This is a genomic window from Bacillus mycoides (assembly GCF_018742245.1).
In the GTDB taxonomy this organism is placed as follows: Bacteria; Bacillota; Bacilli; order Bacillales; family Bacillaceae_G; genus Bacillus_A; species Bacillus_A cereus_U.
This window is the reverse complement of sequence record NZ_CP036132.1, coordinates 1,911,928-1,931,166: the sequence shown is the minus strand read 5'-3', so window position 1 is coordinate 1,931,166 and position 19,239 is coordinate 1,911,928. Positions and strand designations below refer to the sequence as shown.

Below are 19,239 nucleotides of genomic sequence, written 5' to 3'. Positions count from 1 at the left end.
ATCGGCGCCGCCTCATTACATACCTTCAAATACTCGTAATCCTGCACCAGCAACTCCATTATTTTGTGCCAACGTACTGATGCTCATCTGCTCCAAAAGATGTTGTTGCTCAGGCAGTTGATACATTTTCAGCTTCTCTTTAATCAACTCCAGTAGAAATGGATTTTTCACAATGACACTGCCACCAAAAACCATTTTGTGCGGATCCAATAAACAGGAAATTGTATAAAGACCTTGAGCTAAATAATCAGTTACCTCATTGATGATGGACTGATATTCCGGTACCCCATTTATATAACGAGCAAAAACATCCTTCGTTGAAATAGTATCTACCTGTAATTCTTTTTCGGCTATCCTCTGGATCCCTGGCCCAGCAGCGATTTTTTCTAATCGTTCATTGACCCCCTTCGAGTGGACAGGAATCAAACCAAGTTCTCCGGCAAATCCTGCCCCCCTAAAAAATGAACCTTTATGAATGATAGAACAGGATATTCCCGTACTTATAGTCACGTAGACAAAGGTTTCATTTCTTTTTACATGCGCTGCTCTCCATTCGGCATAAGCCGCCATATAGACATCATTGTCAATCGTGATTCGCTGGATACCAAATTGCTCCTGCAAACGGACCGAAATAGGAAACTGTCTCCAAGGTAAATTGTTTTGAAAAACAGCAATTCCCTTCTCGCAATTCACTTTTCCCGGTACCCCAACGCCAATACCCTCGATATCAGCGATTGAAATCGATGATTTTCTGAGAACTTGTTCCACAGCTTCTACGACTCTACCAAACATTTTTTCCCGGTCTGAAGGATCACTTTTTACTTCCGCACGTTCAAGCAGTTCGCCTGTATCCGAAATGACTCCCGCTGCAATTTTCGTTCCCCCAATATCAATGCCGACTGCCTTTTTCATTTGTCCGCACCCCTAGGTTTGTATTTGAAGTATTGAGTAATTTTTTATAATTGTTATCGTTAAACATATATCTGCGATTCCTTGAACAATCCACTTGCCCTGGTTGGTTTATACGTATTTCCGATTGTAGTTATAAAGTAGCCCTAAGAGACCAGCTAATCCAATCAACATCATACCCAGTTCGAATTTACCAGCTGTCTTTTGATAGATGATAATCAAAGACAGGCATGCGATAAACACAACAATTTTAATAATGAATAAAATATTAGCCTTCATTTGAAAAATCCTCCCACCTGATTTCACTAGGTGCCAACGTCACTTCTTTCCTGTTTCCTTTTCCGTCGTAGACACCCGTCATTTGTTCGACCATCGAGTTGTTAACAATTGCCATTTTTTGAATAGATGGATATGCATGAACTTCACAATAAATGTTGCTCGCATGATACTTGTGAAATTCTTCTTCTTTATGGGCAGCATAGTATAACGCACGCATCAGCAGACGTGTATTTTCTTCGCTGTATGGCAGCCCTGCTATATAGACGGATCTCCCTTCTCCAAACTGATGACTAGAAAGACGAATTTCTCCGTTCGAATATTCAATTATTTCGGTTTCCTCTGATAACGCATAAATGTTTTTCATTCCTTCACCAAAATCAAATTGGGCGCTGTCATCAGAAATAAAATGATTTTCAACAGGATTAATAAAATATTTATCTGTTGATAAGCTGAACCCTAGTTCTTTGTCAACACCTAAGACGTTTGCCAATTGAAAATAATGTCCTTCATGCTGATAGGCTGTAGGTTCGCCAATGCCTATGAAACCTCCGCCATTATACATCCAGGCCCTAATTGTTGTGACTAACTTTTCATTAATCCAATTAGTCCCGCCTGAAAAAGCTGTGCCCACATCGCCGGCATTAATAATGACGTCAATATCCTCAGGTATCCCATCGTTAATGACATCATCAAAACTAATGAACGTAACTTCCACGGCAGCTCCGCTCAAGGATTCTAAAACACCTAAATAAGAATAAATTTGTTTATACCATAGTGCATGAGCAACCATATGTGTTTGCCAAGTTCTCAACTTGCCCCAAGAATTCAAAATTGCAACTTTAAGACCGCTGTATGGTTTCACACCTTTGATCGTGTCATGAATTTCACGAAATTCCTCAGTAACTTTTTCAATATAGGAGATAAATTCCGGAAATTGATAGGCTAGACTTAAATAACCGCCATAACCGATACGATCAACAGGATTCCGCAGTAAAGCTCTGCGCGCCGTTAACCAGTTTTCATTCGCTTCAATCGTCGGGTTGTTACCTTCGTAAAAAGTATCTGGGAAGAAATAAGGTAAGAATCGTCCTTCTGTGTAACGTACATGTGGTATATCTGCAATCATACGTAGTGTGGCTCCGCCGCCCACACTGCCTACTACTGCGTCCAATCCTATATTTTCAAAGTATTTCCCATATGGTTCTGTACCAATCCAATTATCACCAAGGAACATCATTACTTCTTTTCCACTTTCATGGACAATATCTACAAGTTTCTTTGCTTCTTCAGCAACGAACTTATGAACAAAATCTATATAATCTAAAAAAGCAGGAGTTGGAATTCGAAACGAAGTATTGTAATAACCTTGATCAACAATGTCCTCTGGTCTTAAGCGATAGCCCTTTTCTTTTTGAAAGGCATCCAAAGCAGCAACTGAAACACTAGCACCATATCCGAACCAATCGACAAATTTCTCTTTCCCAAGGTTATTGAACACAAGGGTAAAATGATAGAAAAACGTTGTAAACCTGACCACATCTGTATCCGGATTTTCTGTCAGCCATTGTTTTAAATAGGTTTTCATAAATTCATTGGAATGTGGCTGTCTGACATCAAAAGGAATATCATGTGGCTTATCTCCCCAATTATTAGTAATATGATTATACATTTGGGTTGGATCCCAAATCGCATAGACTAGGAATGAAACCGTATATTCATGCCAAGGAATCGCCTTCGTAATCAAGACACGATTTTGCTCTTCGTTTACTTCCCACTCATTAACGTCAACAACTTCTCCTGTTGTCCGATCAATAACCTCCCAGTATTTTTTAGGACTGTGAACGTAATCCGGCTTTAATTGTTCCTCAAAGTATCCTTTCATAAAATCAATTTCAAGGGTGTCAGTAAGCGCAGTATTGAACAAGCTCATTAAATAAAGTTGCTGGCATTCATCCATATGCTTCTCTGCGAACTCATTGTGAGCTCGAGCAACAAAATAAGTCGTATAAATTTTCGCATCCAATTGTTTAATATCATCATCTAGTTTCGTTCCATCACTATCGCGAATCGCATCTGCACCCCATCGTTCCATCAATTCTTTTGTTTCCTTGAGAAAATTTTCTTCACTCGGTAAAGTAACACGGCCTTTTTTCTTTTTCATGTAAATCCTCCTCTAATCCTTTAAACCACCAAGGGTCATTCCTTGTGTTAATTTTTTTTGAACAATGATGTATAAAATCAAAGTTGGCAGCATGACAAGAACCATTCCTGCATACATTTGGCCATAGTTCGCAGCAGATTTTTGAGCTGCCATTAAGCTCATTAATCCAACAGGTAACGTTTTATTCGGTCCTGGAATTAATGTTAAGGCAATAATGTATTCGTTCCAAAAGGCAAGAAAATTAAATAAAATGACGGCAATAATACTTGGACGAGCTATAGGAATCATGACTGAAATCATTGTTTTGAAATATCCGGCACCATCGACCAACGCCGCTTCCTCATACGTGGATGGAAGTGATTGAAAAAAACTAGACAGCAAGTAAATGGTAAATGGTAGCGCTGTCGCCGCATAAACGACTGCTAAAACAAATAAATTGTCTAGTAGCAATCCATCACCCAGTTGGCCTCGTAAAAAGGTATCTCCGTCCAATAACATCAAGAAAATTGGAACAACAATGTAGTTCACATTGATGAATAATCCAGCTTTAAAAAAAGTATTTATTAATTTGCTTCCTCTAAAGGTATATCTTGCCAACACATAGGCTGCTGGTAAGGCCACAATCAATAAAATAAGCAGAGCCAACGCAGTTACCATGACTGAATTCAACATATAGGTACCCATGTTTGCCTTTTGGAAAGCATCGATAAAATTTTGAAAATAGAAACTTTTCGGCATGGTCCAAGGACTTCCATAAAACTCCGAGTTTTTCTTCACTGAGGCTAAGAAAACCCATGCAACAGGAATAATAATAGAAATTGCTAACGTAATCAGTGCTACATATATAAAACAGCGATATATTGCTTCTGTAGTCATTCCTTTTTGGGTCTTCACTGTTTTTGGGGCTTGATAAGCTGTTTCTACAATCATTTCTTTTTCGGTTTCCATCGTTTTTGGATCTTGATAAGCTGTTTCTGTAGTCATTCTTTTTTGTGTTTCCATCGTTTTTGGACCTCCTTAATACTCCAACACTTCCCTTTTAGTGACACCACTAATAATTGCAGATAATGCGAATGAGAATAGGAAAATGACCACCCCAATAGCCATACCGTAACCGTAAGAAGAATTGGTGTAAGCCTGCTTATACATATAGCTTAAAAACACTTCCGTCGATCCGTCAGGTCCGCCGCCAGTCATTGCTTGAACGAGAAGAAAACTTAAATTAATCGTACTAATAACGAAGAAAGTTAACGTCGTCCGAATGTTATTCCAAATTAACGGTAAAGTAATACTGAAAAATTGTCTGACCCGTCCAGCACCTTCCAAAGCAGATGCTTCGTAAAAACTTTCTGGGATACTTGCCATTGCCGCCATATACATGACCATATAGTAACCAATTGCTTGCCAAATGAGTGCCCCGCCAATGCTGTAAATAGCAATCTTTTGATTACCGAGCCACATCTTTTGAAGGTTTTCAAGGTTAAATAAAGCAAGTATATTATTTAACAACCCTGTAGTTGGGTCATAAACTGCAGAAAATATTCCCGCGATAACTACAACGGATAAGATATTAGGGATATAAAAAATAATTCGAAAGAAGCTTTTACCCTTTATTTTTTCTCTTGTTAACAAAGTGGCAAACAAGATTGCCAGCACCATCGTGATAAGTGTGACGATAACAATTAATACAATACTGTTTTGGAGAGATCGAAAGAAGTTCATATCATTCCATAAAATCTTGAAGTTATCGAGCCCAACAAATACCTTATTATTAGAAAATCCTCCCCACTTATATAAGGACATCCTGAATACCTCAATCGTAGGAACAATCATAAAAATAGCTAACAGAATTAGTGCGGGTGCAGTACAAACAAAAATAAAAATTCTTTTTTCTGTTGTCTTATTCATGCCATCACCTCAGTTAATAAGTACAACGGTGAGACTAGCGACTCACCATTGTACGTAGTGAAAACTAAAAAACTAATTTATTTTAATGCAGACCGTAATTGGTCACTCACTTTTTCAACAGAACTTTGCCAATCTTTCACCTTTTTATCACCAGAAATAACACTGTCAATTGTTCTAAATAATGTATCTGGCATACTTACACCTTCAACGGCTTTCGTTGCAGCAAATCCACCTATCCCCACTTTCACTCCATTATCATAGATACTATAGAATGATTTATTTTCACCTGTCAGTTTATTAGAAAGGCCTTTGATAGGCTGAATCGCACTTGATTCCGCAAAAATTTCAGCTGCCTTATCCGAATAAACAAACGTCATGAAATCTTTAGCAAGTTGTTTATTTTTAGCTGCCGAAGGAATCCACATTTGTTCAAAGAAAGTAAATGCATAACGGTCGCTACTAGCATCAATTGTTGGTAAAGCCATCATGCCCCATTCAAACCCTTTAGATCGAGGGGCTTCTTTCATTTCACCAACTACCCACGTACCATTTGGCATAAACAATGCTTTGTTATCGAGAATCAATTGTTGATTTTTCTTGTAGTCTTTATCATTTGCATTAGCAACAGTTGTTGATTCTGTATATTTTCCTAATTTTCCGATAATTTCAAAGGATTTTGTTGCTTCAGAAGTTTCCCATACACCATCTCCATATTTCATAGCTTTATTGTATAACTCAGGCCCACCCACCCCTAATAGTAAAGAGTAGAAGAATGTATCAAAGTAGCCAGTGGTAGGATAAGTAAATAAAGAAATCCCTTCTGTTTTCGCTTTATCTCCCAAAGCCCACATCTCGTCCCAAGTCTTCGGCACTTCCCAACCTTTTTCCTTGAATAAGCTAGCATTATAGAATAATCCAGTTGGACTATAGAACATCGGTGCCATATAAATTTTGCCATCATTATAAGGATTAGTCGCAGATGTACCAGTAAGCCCTTGTACTAACTTATCTTTGACTTTAACATCTTCGCCATAAACATTCCTATCAAAAACATCGGTAATGTCTTCTAAAGCTTTATCTTTAATCAATGTTTCTGTCAGTGCCTGTTTTCTCCCGGTTGCCAACAACACAACATCCGGATAGTTTCCTGCTTTCATATTCGAGCCTATGACATCCTCGAGATTTTTGTCCACCGTCAATTTAACATCAACTTTTGGATTAGCAGCTTCATATGCGTCAATCACTTTGGTCCACATTTCTTTACCATAAGCCGATTCAAGTGTTGCCACATGAAGGGTTTGTTTTTCACTGGAGCCTTTCCCCCCCTTAGGGTTATCAACTTTTGTAGTATTACTCTGGCATGCTATTAAACTAAGAGATAACAAAGCTGTTATTCCAGATAACAAAAACTTTTTTTTCATCTTTATCTTACCCCCATCTCCTAATCTTCCTTTCATAATTAAAGAATACAAAATAGATAACGCTTTCACAATAAACATCTTGTTCTGTTTTTTAGATATCTTGCTTTTTACTGAATATCCCACTAAAATCTTTATAATATAGATAAAAAGTCTACGAAGGAGAGATTCATTTGTCCAATGAAGTGTATGAGATTCCACAATTTCAACGAAACCATCTTCCAGTGAAACTTCTTTATGTAACAAAATCAAAATACAATAAATACTGGCATAGCACCAATCATGCTCATCACTTTACAGAGCTATTGTATATTACCAAGGGCAAAGGAACTTTTATCTTTTACAAAGAAGAAATCCCCGTCAAAGAGCATGATTTGATTATCATCAACCCGAATGTCGAGCACACGGAAAAGTCTGATACCAATCACCCACTCGAATATATTGCGCTTGGTATTCAAGGTCTCTCCTTTTCATCTACAGAAAATCCGGGTCAGATCACTATTTACAATTATAAACAGGAGAAAAATACCTGTCTCTTTTACCTTCAGCAATTGCTTGAAGAAGCGGAAAATCAGCAGGAAGATTATGAGTTGATTATGCAAGACATTTTAGAAATTTTGTTGCTTAAAATGATGAGAAAAAAAGCTTTTAATGTGGAGAAAACCTCTACTCAAAAAGTCAATAAAGATATTGAATTTGTTAAAAATTATATTAAGCAGCATTTTCGCGAAAATATCAGCCTGGATACCTTAGCAAAAGTCAGTCATATCAATAAATATTATCTATCACATTCCTTTAGGAAATTTGTCGGTGTTTCACCTATTGAATACTTAATTCAAATCCGTATTAGAGAAAGTAAAATATTGTTGGAAACTACCAACTATTCGATTTCCAATATTTCAACCATTACCGGTTTTTCTTCCCAATCATTCTTTGCACAATCATTTAAACGAGAAACGAATCTACCTCCTTCACAATACAGAAACGCTATAAACTCTAACAAAAACAAACCAGATTCTGGTGCAAAAACTTAAGAATAATTGCAATGAATTTATAATTCTTGGATATGTTTTTACTATTATTCTAGAAAGAGGAGTGTTCTTATGATTCAACAATTAAAAACATATTATGGTACAGATATAAAAATTAATGAAGCCGTGTTGTCTGAAGATTATAGCTGGTTTTTAGTTGAAGGAAACAAAGTCGGAATTCGAAAAATTCGATTACATAAAAGGGAACATCTATTGCTTTCATCCATCTTAACGCCCATTCATACTGATACATTTTATGAAACAGAAAAAGCAAAATCGTGGCATGAAGCATTATATAAAAATAATAATATCCCTATAATGTCGGTTCGTTTTTTACACTTCTTCACAACACGACCTATAGTAGAGAGAGAAGAATTTCAAGATGCTTTACAATCTATGTTTCCTTTTACCACTACAGTAATATGGGAAACTTCGCAAGCAGGTGTCCTCATCTTAGAAGAAAATATACCGAAATCTGTATTGCAAACAGCCTTGGATACACTAGAAACAGATTTTTTTATATCTCTATCCTTCTTTATTGGAAGACACTATACGCAAACAACTGAAATTGCTCGCCTGTATCAATGGGAGCGAAAATTATTTTCTATTCTTTCTCCCTATTTATCTCAAAAAATTACAAACATTGAACAACTGCTCCCTTATCAATTAATGATCTCATTACCAAAAGAAGAAAGAAAAAAGTACACGAATCAATTATTGGCACATATTTCAAATGACAAAGAACTAATAGATAGTGTTAAAGTATTTTTCCAATGTAACTTAAATGTATCTCTTGCAGCTAAACAATTATATTTACATCGTAATACTTTGCAGTATCGAATTGATAAATTCATTGAAAAAACGGGAATTAATATAAAAACTTTTGAAGGTGCAGTAGCAGTTTATATGGCCTTTCTTTCTCTAGATATCTCTTGACACTCCCATGAAAGGCCATATAGGTTCATAAGCTACGGTACTATTACCTTATAGAGTGTTGGATTTTCATTATGTTTTAGGTTCTTGTACTTGACGATATATATTGTTTTACGTAAGAAATGAAATTGATCCATGCAACCTCATACAATATTCATTTTTCTGAGAACACCATTGTTTTAGAGTCTTTTGCATGACTTTGAATCCCTTTTAACATGTTTTTCTACGCAAAAGTGATACTTTCATTCCATACCTAAAGGTGGACTTAAGTCCTACAGGTGCTTTCTCGTATCGTAAATTTGTAAACTTGCATAAAAACCTCTCATTCTTTTGTGCACTCTGCCAATTTACCTACGCCCGAAATAAACTTATAATTCAATCAATTAACGAAAAGGAGTGAGTAATCATGGCAGAACTTGTATTAGATCATATTTTTAAAGTTTATGATAATAAAACGACTGCTGTTTCTGATTTTAATTTACATATTGAAGATAAAGAGTTTATCGTATTTGTCGGTCCTTCTGGATGTGGAAAATCAACAACTCTACGTATGATTGCGGGTCTAGAAGATATTTCCAATGGTTCATTTTATATTGATGGAGAGCGTATGAATGATGTCGCTCCAAAAGATCGCAACATTGCGATGGTATTTCAAAATTACGCACTATACCCACATATGTCTGTTTATGATAATATCGCGTTTGGCTTGAAACTACGCAAACTTCCAAAAGATGAAATTAATCGCCGAGTAACAGAGGCGGCGAAAACCTTAGGGCTTGAAGATTATTTAAAACGAAAACCAAAGGCATTATCAGGTGGACAACGCCAACGGGTTGCACTAGGAAGAGCTATCGTCCGTGACGCAAAAGTATTTTTAATGGACGAGCCCCTATCCAATTTAGACGCAAAATTACGTGTAAGTATGCGTTCAGAAATCTCTAAACTTCATCGCCGTTTAAATACGACCACTATATATGTGACACACGATCAAACAGAAGCAATGACAATGGCATCACGCCTTGTTGTTATGAAGGATGGGCTCATACAGCAAGTGGGTACTCCAAAAGAAGTATATGATACTCCTGAAAACATTTTTGTTGGCGGATTCATTGGTTCTCCAGCTATGAATTTCTTTACCGGAACATTACAAGATAACTATTTCTATATAGAGAATATTCGCTTCAAAGTACCAGATGGCCAACTAAAAACATTAAAGAAAAAAGGGTATAACGGACAAGAAATCATACTCGGCATTCGTCCCGAAGACATTCATGATGAACCAATCGTTCTTCAATCTTCTCCTGAATCCACCGTCGAAATTACAGTAGAAGTTGCTGAATTATTAGGTGCTGAAACGATGATTCATGGAAAACTTTCGAGTCAAAACTTTGTTGCGCGAATCAACGCTCGTTCCGAAATTAAAGCTACTGATAAACTTCCATTAGCTTTTAGTTTAACTAAAGCGCACTTTTTCGATATCGCTACTGAACAACGTATACGTAATAATTGATGGATGAATTCTTTCTAATTTTGGACAGACTGGTCCCGTAAATCAATCTCTTCTTTTTTAATCCTATGCATAGCTTTTACTTCAGAAAGAATAGAAGTATCTGTGTCAAAACATTTCGTGAAGAAGACCCCTGGCTACTAAACGCAACTGAGCCATACTAAAAACCATCTCATATAAATATGAGATGGTTTTTAGTATTACTATTCTTTTAATAAATCTATTAATCCATTCCCTTCAGATGTACGTTCATACCCTAAAGGTACAGTCCTTTTTATAAGTTGCGCGTATATTTCCGGCTCTGATAATTTTCTACCGTACTCTCTCTCACACTGCTTTATGAGAAGTGCTAGCGCCCCAGCGACATGCGGCGTCGCCATTGAAGTACCACTTAATACTGCATATTTCCCCTCTGGATACGTAGACAGTATTTCATCACCCGGCGCTACTAAATCAATTTCTTGATTTGAATTACTAAAGCATGAAATTTTCCGCTCTAAATTAACAGCACCTACTTCAATTACTTCAGAATAAGCACCTGGAAAATCTAATTCTGAAGTATCATCGTTACAATCTCCATCATTTCCAGCAGCGCATACGACAAGTACGTCTTGTTTTACCGCATTTTGAATAGCTTCATGTAACTCTGGTACATCTTGCGGGCCACCAAGTGACATTGAAATAATTCTCACTTTCTCTTTATTCGGTCCTCTCCAATTTACAGCATAATGAATGGCCTCGATAATTTGCTCATAGCTTCCAGAACCATCTCCAGCTAATACTTTTAAAACTAACATTTTAGCAAGTGGTGCTACACCTAATACACCCACTCCGTTTTCGGTTGCTGCGATTGTCCCTGCTACATGAGTACCATGGCCATTATTATCAAGATAAATTTTCGAATCACCTTCATAATCTTTCGTGAAATTTCTCCCACCAATAATACGATCTTTTAAATCTACATGATTTATATCACAACCTGTATCTAAAACGGCAACGACAATATCTTTCCCTTTCGCACTCTTTTCCCATACTTGCGGAGCATGAATCAGTTGTACACCTGGTGGAATTTCATTTACTTGCTCAACCACTTTATTTACAGTAAACGGAATTAATTTAATGCCTTTTTGTTTATTCGCTGTACTACTATTCATCGTAATCCCTCCTGAAAATGTATTATTTTCATTTCAGACCACTATTGAATACGTTTAGATTTAACATTCGTTTTATTCGTTCCATTTCCCTTCCTCTCAAATATTTCTCAATAAACAAAAGAAAAGGACCGATTATGGTCCTTTTCTTTTTCAGTTTTTCAAAAGAATAATAAATTAAGACTAAATCTCACTCTTGTTCAAAAACTGCTCAATTTCTTTTATTACATGTTTTGCGCCTTCTATACTAACAGTAATGCTTCCATTTGCTAATGAAATATTTTGGTCTGAAACATCACCTGTTATTTGACAAGCATTGTAAGGTTGATATTTTTGTAAAATGACTTTGTCTTCTTCTACAAAAATTTCAAGTGGTGATTTAATTTGTATTCCTAATACATCTCGTAATTCTTTAGGAATAACTATCCGTCCCAATTCATCTACTTTTCGAATAATTCCTGTTGCTTTCATGTTACTCCCCCCTTACTCTCTATTAATTTTTTTCACCTCGCTATTTTCATTTTATCACTATATATTTGGTAATGGCTTACTCTTTTTAGAAAATATAGTACAAAAGTTAAAAAAACACATTTAACGAATATTCAATCTTTCTTTCAATTGTTTTAAATAACGAGATCGTATAATTAAGAAGTATACAACTTGAATACTTACAAAAATACTTAATACAATTGTATTTTCTTTAAACAGTGAGTACTCAAACATCTGTCCTAACGCAGTTAATGCTACTGCCCCGTGTAATGTTGCAACTCCAACTGGAACGAAGAATAAAAGCGCTAAGCGGATTGTGACTACTTTCGATAATTCGCCTCTCGTCAATCCAACTTTTCGAATCATTTCAAATAAACGAGTATCGTCCTCCAAATCAGAAAATAAGCGGAAGTAAAGGAAGCTTCCTGCACAAACGAAAAATACAATACCAATAAAGAAACCTACAAATAAAATGGGTCCTGCGATTTGTAAACTTTGATTTTGATCGTACTCTTCTGCACTAAACGTTGCATGTTCTTGATAAGGCTTAATCTGATTCGTAAGCTCTTTACCAACCTCAATTTCATCTTTCGTTCCTTTTGTTTTATACATATAATCTTTTTCTTCTTTAAATCCATCTTGTAATGAATCATATTGATTTTTAGAGATTACATACACATTACCCATAAGTATTTTACTTAGTGAAGAATCATTAACTTTTTTCACATTTAAGGGCTCATTGGCATTTTGGAAAGAAATTTCTTTTCTTTCCTTTATCGGTGGCCCTGGTATTTCTACTGATAGAAATAAGGCTTCTTTGTCTGATAAAGTATTGAACGGTTCCCCCGTTAACTTCGCATACTCCTTATAATCTGATTCTTTTATAAAACTGGCGTTTCTTAACGACTGCTCCTCCGTTGTCTTCGATGAAATATTTATTTTTGAAGCTGCTATATTATGTTTCTTTAATCCTTCGTCAATAATCTTCAGATGCTGTGACTCATTGCTATTACCTTGCTTAGAATGATAGTGAAACGCAATTGGTCTGTCCATAATTTCTTTCGTCATCGAAGCAAACCCAACCAATGTACCTATTGCTGAAAATGCTACTGTTGAAATAATTGTTACAATAAAGAACATCCTTGCATTATCTCTCATACGGTATGCTAAATCTGACAAAGTAATAATATTTGTCTGTGTCCAATAGAAACGTTTACTTTTTTTACATAATCGAATAATAAAGACGCTCAACTGCTTGTACAGCAAATACGTACCGATAGTGACTACCGTTGTAACAGGAATCATCATAATAAATACCATTGCACCATGTGACATAAGAGCGCCTGCATAACCAGCACTAAGCAATACTACTGCTAATATAGAAGAAATAATTGATGCTTTCGGTTCTGGCTTCGCCTCTGCTGATCCTCTAAACAATTTCATAATTTTATTTTTACGAACCATTCCTGCACTGAACAATGAAATAATCATAAATAATACGAAAAACATAATACTCGTTACAACAATCGCTTTCATCGGTATGTAATAGGATAAAGAAATATCTAATTTTAAAATCATCGGGGCTACAAATATTAATATTCCTGAAAATAACATACCTGAAAGAATCCCAAAAATTATTGCCCCTATTCCAATCATAATATTTTCAAAGAAGATAAGACGCTTTAATTGATATTTCGTCATACCTAGCATCATTAAAATTCCTAGTTCACGCTTTCTCGTTTTTAAAAACATTCCCATTGAATATAAAATAAAGAAGAATGTAAATAAGTAAATAATAGACTGTGCAAAAGACATACTTACGAATACGTACTGTCCTAATTCTCCCGCACTTAATGCCGGATGGAACGCAAAAAATGAATACACAAAAAAGGCCATAATGGCAAATGCACTACTCAAAAAATAAGCTGAGTATGTTCGTCTATTTCGCGTTACATTTCGAAATGCGAGTTCTCTAATGTTCATACTACTTCTCCGCCCTTCTACTAACTATACTCTTATATTAGTAAAGTACGGAAATACCTTCCATCGATTCAAATGACAAAAACCTTACATTATTGAAAGGTTTAAAAAAATTGCTTATACAAAACAATTTATTTATAATAACTTCATTCATATTCATACACGCATTCTATTGTATATTCGTTAGTTTTGCGAAATAATAAAGGATAGAAGTATGTTCCAATATACATATAAACTTATTTACCGCTTTAATATGAATAGGAGGAAAACATAATGACATTACAAGAACAAATTATGAAAGCATTACATGTTCAACCTGTAATTGATCCGAAAGTAGAAATTCGTAAACGAATTGATTTCTTAAAGGATTATGTAAGAAAAACAGGTGCTAAAGGATTTGTACTTGGAATTAGCGGCGGACAAGACTCTACACTTGCAGGACGTTTAGCGCAGCTTGCAGTCGAAGAAGTTCGTAATGAAGGTGGTAACGCAACATTTATCTCCGTACGTCTTCCGTACAAAGTACAAAAAGATGAAGATGATGCACAATTAGCATTACAATTTATTCAAGCTGATCAATCTGTTGCTTTTGATATCGCTTCAACTGTTGATTCCTTCTCAAATCAATATGAAAACTTATTAGGTGAATCATTAACAGATTTCAATAAAGGAAACGTAAAAGCACGTATTCGCATGGTTACACAATATGCAATCGGCGGACAACAAGGATTACTTGTTATCGGAACTGATCACGCGGCTGAAGCTGTAACAGGGTTCTTTACAAAATTCGGAGATGGCGGTGCAGATTTATTACCATTAACAGGTTTAACGAAGCGCCAAGGACGTGCTTTATTACAAGAGTTAGGTGCAGACGAGCGACTTTACTTAAAAATGCCAACAGCTGATTTATTAGATGAAAAACCAGGTCAAGCTGATGAAACAGAATTAGGTATTACTTACGATCAATTAGATGACTATTTAGAAGGTAAATCCGTTCCAGCTGACGTTGCTGAAAAGATCGAGAAGCGTTACAAAGTGAGTGAACATAAAAGGCAAGTCCCAGCATCTATGTTTGATGATTGGTGGAAGTAAATTATATAGAAAAAGAAGCTAAATGGAAATTAGCTTCTTTTTCTATATATTAACGAAATACCCCTACTCTTTTCTCTAATAAATCCTGCAAACAATCTTCATGTTGTTTATTAAACAATGGCGGCATTTTGTCTAACGGGAAAAACTTCAGATCTAATGTTTCATCACCGTCTATTTTTTTGTTCCCTCCAACGATTGAAAACCTAAAGAATATTACAATTGCCTGTGCCTGATCTCCATTCGGATATGTTTGAAAATATTTCGTATACACACCAATGAGCTCATCAATTTCCACATCATATCCTGTTTCTTCTTTAATTTCTCGGATCGCAGTTTCTGCAGCAGACTCCCCAATTTCCATTGCACCGCCCGGAAATCCCCAAGCATTAAAGTCTCCTCTTTTTTGCAGAAGCACTTCACCAAATTCATTAAATACACAACCACCTGCAAAATTCAAAATAACATAATCATGCCCTATTTTTTCACGTAATTCCTTTATATAATTCGCCATCTGCTTCTCCTTTTTATCCATCTTCCATCATTCTTTTTTATCTTTTTCAAGCAATTCAATAATCCGATCTAACTTCTGATTCATATTGATCACGTGTTGTTTTTTCATAGTGTTGTTTTGCAATAATCTTTTAATGAACAGAGTAAATGATACAAAAAACAAAACGATAAGCCCGATTACTAAACAAGTATATATCAATGTGAATATATTATTTTCGAACAAATTCATTCAGCTTTCACATCCTCTATTTTCAATTATTTTATCACACAATTCAAAACAGTCAATACAATGATTATAAAACGCAAAAAGAGCACCTTTTAAAGATGCTCTTTTTCATTAATACGTAAATGTAATTGTCGCTAACGAATAACCTGTCATTGCACTATATGGCGCAACTTGATAAGATACACGCTTTGCACCTTTTGGCCAAGTTATTTCATTTAATACTTTCTTTATATCTTGCATTGTTCCATCCATTGACTGCTTATATCGTACTTCTACTTTTTCTGGCTTGGAAGCAAATTGTTGCTGCAATTTTTTCTTAAACTCATTGTAATTTTCCGCTCCATATTGTGCAGATAAATACTTTAAATTTGTTTCTTTTAACATTTGTTCATATACAGCAGTTTTTGAACTACCGGCTTTTATTTTGCTTGTTAATTCACCAAAGTAACTTGTAGTTGCCGCTGGATATTTACTACGATCCCATTCATGGTCTTTGCTTAATTGGTCATCAGACATATTAAAATATGAATATGTTACGCGCCCAGCTTTATCTGGCACCGGATCATCGAATGTAGTATCAAGGTGGTACCACTTGTTATCAATGTTCACTAAATTCCATGCATGAGCCTGTCCATTCCCTGTACCTGTTACAACATGATTTTGAATACCCGCTTCTTTTAGTAATTGATATGTTAACAATGTATATCCTTGGCAAACGGCAGAACGATTCGCTAACGCTTCATACGCTGTATATGCTTGATAAGACGTATCATATGATACTTGTTTCACAACATAATCATGAATAGCTTTCACTTTTTCATGTTCATCCATGCCTTGTTTAATGATAGAATTTACAATTGCTTTCGCCTGAGACTTTACATACTGTGTTTGCTCTTTTGATTCACGATACTTCACTTGTAATGTAAATGTATAATTCCCAGTCATCCCTTTTATAGAATATTTAGTAGACGCTACATTATATTTTACATACTCATCAGCATCTACAATTTTATTATATTCTTTGTATAATTGGTCCATAACATCTCTAGCATTTCTATCTTTTGTTTTATATGCGATTGTAATATTTTCATCTCGATTATCAATATGTTTTTTTAATTCTTTTCGAAAATCATTTAATAATTTAGCATCTGATTGTGTAGTAACTACAGTCGATTTCGTAGCTGCGTAAGATACAGACGACGCGTGTAAGCCACCCATTACAATTGTTGAACAAAGCAGGGCAACTGTCACATACTTATTTGGCTTTCTCATCTTGTCACTCCTTACATTCTATAACTATACGAAAAAGTATCGTATAGTTTCAGAGTATACAATACTTTTCAAAATAGGTCATATGAGATTATGCATATTTAACATTGTAAAAAGGTTGTTCTTTTTACAAGAACAACCTTCTTCATTAGCAAGTTTGTAACACACAGCATGCATTTTCAAAATGGCGATTTTTCAAGTCTTCATTTCCAATACAGAAATAAAGCATTCCTAAATCTCCCCACATCATATTACAATTTTTAGTATCTGAATCAATTTGGAATAAGAGCGTCATATGCTGTGGATCTATTCCCATATATTGTCCAGTCTCATACAATACCTCATCTTGTACAGAGAATGGTTCTCCAAACATTTGATGATTATCATAGTTGTCTGGGATTAGCTCTTCAAGTAATTGCAAGAAACGATCTGAATCCGCCTCATCTTCAATGAAAAGCTCAGGTAATTTATACGTCAGTTCAAATGAAATTGCACATTGATTAAATTCCCTCTGAACTTCATCTGCTCTACGTAATTGCTCTACAGGGATATCATAATAAAGTACACGTCCCGCTTCGTTTGGATTTACATCTTCTTCAAAGTAATTTTCAATACTAAAGAAATATAACATCCCTGTCTTAGGAAGATTGTGATCCATACCAACGTTTTGTAAATCACTTAAATTAAACTGTGCGATAAAACGTAACGGATTCTCTTTGTATGTTGGATATTCAAATGTATCCGGTAAATCAGGAACTCCCCCCATTTTCGAACTACCTATCGCAACCGTTTCTTGCTGCTCGGGCACAACTTTTACACAAGGGAATATAGTATTAACAAGTTCCTCTTTTAAATGTGTCAGTCCATATTTATCAATTAACACTTCAATTTGCTGTCTCATAAATTCTCCTTACATTTACATACTTATTTGTATCATAGCACAAAGATTATACTCCATTCATTGTAAAATCGACAAGCCTTCCAAAAAAACGGGCTTATCCCTCGTACGCGAACAAGTTTAAAAAAGCATAGTATACATTGTTCCTACAAACACGATAGTTCTTTATTTCTTCCAGTACATTTTCCCCTCGTTCATTTTTATTTTTAATTTAAGGAGGAATTCCACATGGGTTACGGATATAGTTGCGGTGGTTACGGCGGTGGTTACGGCGGCGGTTACGGTTACGGCGGTAGTTGTGGTGGATGTGGTTATGGAGGTTTCGCTTTATTAATCGTTTTATTTATCCTTCTAATCATCATCGGCGCTAGCTGTTGGGGCGGCTTTGTAGGCTGCTAGTAAACTTAAAAACTATTGTAAAAAAGCACGTACAATACGTGCTTTTTTTCCATTTTCATTTTTTAGAAAGGAAGTATGTTCAATGAAAATTGATGGTGTTTTTGAAGGAGGCGGTGTACGCGGAATTGCGCATGTGGGGGCAATTTGCGCGTTAGCCGAAAAAGGATATGAATGGGAGCGCGTAGCTGGAACATCAGCTGGTTCAATTACCGCAGCGCTTTTAGCAGCTGGATATTCTTGTTCCGAATTAAAAACAATAATAACCGACATTGATTATAATAAATTTATGAAGAAAACTTGTCTTGATAGAATCCCCTTTATTGGTAAAGGAATAAGTGCATGGTCTACTCTAGGTATTTATTCCAATGTATTTATAGAAGAATGGCTTGAAGAATTACTGCGAAAAAAGGGCGTTCACTTATTTACAGATTTACCTGATTTAAACAAACTCAAAATTATCGCTTCTGATATAAGCAACGGTAAAATGGTTGTCTTCCCCGATGACTTACCAAGCTACGGATTTTTAAATTATCGCTTCTCAATCGCTAAAGCAGTAAGAATGAGTAGTACAATCCCTTTCTTCTTTGAGCCAGTAAAATGGAGAACACCAAAATGGAAGCAGCCTTGTTATATGGTTGATGGCGGGATTTTAAGCAATTATCCCATTTGGATTTTCGACTCCCCTACCTCTCCTCGCTGGCCGACTTTTGGATTTCATTTTGTAAAAGATGAAATCCAAGCTGATCCTGCCCATTATAAAGAACCTATTTCCATGTTCAAAGGACTATTTAAAACAATGATGCAAGCTCATGATTTACGGCATTTAGATAAAGAATCAAAAGCAAGAACAATTACAATTCCTACAGGGACGATTACAAGTACTAATTTCCAATTAACTAAAGAAGAGAAAGAATGGCTCTATAACTCTGGTTATAATGCCGCTAATAAGTTTTTACAATCTTGGAACTTCAGGCAATATGTTGATGAATATAGAGACGGAAATCAGGATCGAAAAACAAATCGGTATTTCCGTCAACTTGACTCATAATTATATTATTTTCCCTATCACACTTTAATAG

Annotated in this window: 19 protein-coding genes and 1 pseudogene; 6 read left to right on the top strand and 14 right to left on the bottom strand. The window is 35.6% G+C overall.

What is annotated here, in order from left to right:
- Positions 1–15 precede the first annotated feature (15 nt).
- From EXW56_RS09805 to EXW56_RS09780, 6 genes are all read right to left on the bottom strand, one after another.
- A complete protein-coding gene (locus EXW56_RS09805; protein WP_002200801.1) occupies positions 16–912 on the bottom strand; it encodes an ROK family protein in 897 nt (298 codons plus the stop codon).
- Between the two features lie 108 nt (positions 913–1,020).
- Positions 1,021–1,188, bottom strand: coding sequence for a DUF6903 family protein (locus EXW56_RS09800; protein WP_002200802.1), 168 nt, complete (start codon positions 1,186–1,188; stop codon positions 1,021–1,023).
- Positions 1,178–3,349 carry a 1,3-beta-galactosyl-N-acetylhexosamine phosphorylase gene (gnpA, locus tag EXW56_RS09795; RefSeq protein WP_215597403.1) on the bottom strand — a complete coding sequence of 724 codons (2,172 nt, stop codon included), beginning with the start codon at positions 3,347–3,349 and terminating at the stop codon, positions 1,178–1,180. The genes EXW56_RS09800 and gnpA overlap by 11 nt, the downstream gene beginning before the upstream one ends.
- A gap of 12 nt (positions 3,350–3,361) precedes the next feature.
- Positions 3,362–4,351 carry a carbohydrate ABC transporter permease gene (locus tag EXW56_RS09790; protein WP_215597402.1) on the bottom strand — a complete coding sequence of 330 codons (990 nt, stop codon included), beginning with the start codon at positions 4,349–4,351 and terminating at the stop codon, positions 3,362–3,364.
- A 15-nt stretch (positions 4,352–4,366) separates the two neighbouring features.
- The gene (locus tag EXW56_RS09785) at positions 4,367–5,257 is read right to left on the bottom strand and encodes a carbohydrate ABC transporter permease (protein ID WP_002200805.1); all 891 of its coding nucleotides are present in this window, start codon (positions 5,255–5,257) and stop codon (positions 4,367–4,369) included.
- 77 nt (positions 5,258–5,334) lie between these two features.
- Positions 5,335–6,678, bottom strand: coding sequence for a carbohydrate ABC transporter substrate-binding protein (locus EXW56_RS09780; protein WP_215597401.1), 1,344 nt, complete (start codon positions 6,676–6,678; stop codon positions 5,335–5,337).
- A gap of 170 nt (positions 6,679–6,848) precedes the next feature.
- Between EXW56_RS09780 and EXW56_RS09775 the strand changes: the two genes are divergently transcribed.
- From EXW56_RS09775 to EXW56_RS09765, 3 genes are all read left to right on the top strand, one after another.
- Positions 6,849–7,709 (top strand): AraC family transcriptional regulator, encoded by an 861-nt coding sequence (locus tag EXW56_RS09775; protein ID WP_002200807.1) that lies wholly within the window; start codon positions 6,849–6,851, stop codon positions 7,707–7,709.
- A 69-nt stretch (positions 7,710–7,778) separates the two neighbouring features.
- The gene (locus tag EXW56_RS09770; RefSeq protein ID WP_002200808.1) at positions 7,779–8,642 is read left to right on the top strand and encodes a PucR family transcriptional regulator; all 864 of its coding nucleotides are present in this window, start codon (positions 7,779–7,781) and stop codon (positions 8,640–8,642) included.
- Between the two features lie 403 nt (positions 8,643–9,045).
- The gene (locus tag EXW56_RS09765; RefSeq protein WP_002200809.1) at positions 9,046–10,149 is read left to right on the top strand and encodes an ABC transporter ATP-binding protein; all 1,104 of its coding nucleotides are present in this window, start codon (positions 9,046–9,048) and stop codon (positions 10,147–10,149) included.
- 14 nt (positions 10,150–10,163) lie between these two features.
- Here EXW56_RS09765 and EXW56_RS09760 read toward each other — a convergent pair.
- The 4 genes and pseudogenes from EXW56_RS09760 to EXW56_RS09745 form a co-directional block, all read right to left on the bottom strand.
- Positions 10,164–10,265 (bottom strand): annotated as a pseudogene (locus EXW56_RS09760) (IS6 family transposase); the annotation flags it as partial.
- An 84-nt stretch (positions 10,266–10,349) separates the two neighbouring features.
- On the bottom strand, positions 10,350–11,300 hold the full coding sequence (locus tag EXW56_RS09755) for a serine protease (protein ID WP_002158227.1): 951 nt from the start codon (positions 11,298–11,300) through the stop codon (positions 10,350–10,352).
- Positions 11,301–11,480: 180 nt separating this feature from the next.
- Complete coding sequence (locus tag EXW56_RS09750) at positions 11,481–11,768, bottom strand: AbrB/MazE/SpoVT family DNA-binding domain-containing protein (RefSeq protein WP_002148618.1); 288 nt, start codon at positions 11,766–11,768, stop codon at positions 11,481–11,483.
- A gap of 120 nt (positions 11,769–11,888) precedes the next feature.
- A complete protein-coding gene (locus tag EXW56_RS09745; RefSeq protein WP_002200811.1) occupies positions 11,889–13,769 on the bottom strand; it encodes an ABC transporter permease in 1,881 nt (626 codons plus the stop codon).
- A 270-nt stretch (positions 13,770–14,039) separates the two neighbouring features.
- On the opposite strand from EXW56_RS09745, the gene nadE reads away from it, so the two are divergent.
- Positions 14,040–14,858, top strand: coding sequence for an ammonia-dependent NAD(+) synthetase (gene nadE / locus EXW56_RS09740; protein WP_002158229.1), 819 nt, complete (start codon positions 14,040–14,042; stop codon positions 14,856–14,858).
- Positions 14,859–14,907: 49 nt separating this feature from the next.
- Here the strand turns inward: nadE and EXW56_RS09735 are convergent, their stop codons facing one another.
- The 4 genes from EXW56_RS09735 to EXW56_RS09720 form a co-directional block, all read right to left on the bottom strand.
- On the bottom strand, positions 14,908–15,369 hold the full coding sequence (locus tag EXW56_RS09735; protein WP_002158230.1) for an NUDIX hydrolase: 462 nt from the start codon (positions 15,367–15,369) through the stop codon (positions 14,908–14,910).
- Positions 15,370–15,396: 27 nt separating this feature from the next.
- On the bottom strand, positions 15,397–15,597 hold the full coding sequence (locus EXW56_RS09730; RefSeq protein ID WP_002200812.1) for a DUF4083 domain-containing protein: 201 nt from the start codon (positions 15,595–15,597) through the stop codon (positions 15,397–15,399).
- Positions 15,598–15,705: 108 nt separating this feature from the next.
- Positions 15,706–16,866 carry a transglutaminase domain-containing protein gene (locus EXW56_RS09725; protein ID WP_002200813.1) on the bottom strand — a complete coding sequence of 387 codons (1,161 nt, stop codon included), beginning with the start codon at positions 16,864–16,866 and terminating at the stop codon, positions 15,706–15,708.
- Positions 16,867–17,011: 145 nt separating this feature from the next.
- Positions 17,012–17,764, bottom strand: coding sequence for a YwqG family protein (locus EXW56_RS09720; protein ID WP_002200814.1), 753 nt, complete (start codon positions 17,762–17,764; stop codon positions 17,012–17,014).
- Positions 17,765–17,989: 225 nt separating this feature from the next.
- Here EXW56_RS09720 and EXW56_RS09715 point away from each other — a divergent pair, with 225 nt between their 5' ends.
- Both EXW56_RS09715 and EXW56_RS09710 read left to right on the top strand, forming a co-directional pair.
- Positions 17,990–18,160: a YjcZ family sporulation protein gene (locus tag EXW56_RS09715; protein ID WP_002200815.1), complete on the top strand. Its 171-nt coding sequence runs from the start codon at positions 17,990–17,992 to the stop codon at positions 18,158–18,160.
- Between the two features lie 82 nt (positions 18,161–18,242).
- Complete coding sequence (locus EXW56_RS09710) at positions 18,243–19,208, top strand: patatin-like phospholipase family protein (protein WP_215597400.1); 966 nt, start codon at positions 18,243–18,245, stop codon at positions 19,206–19,208.
- The last annotated feature ends 31 nt before the right edge of the window (positions 19,209–19,239 follow it).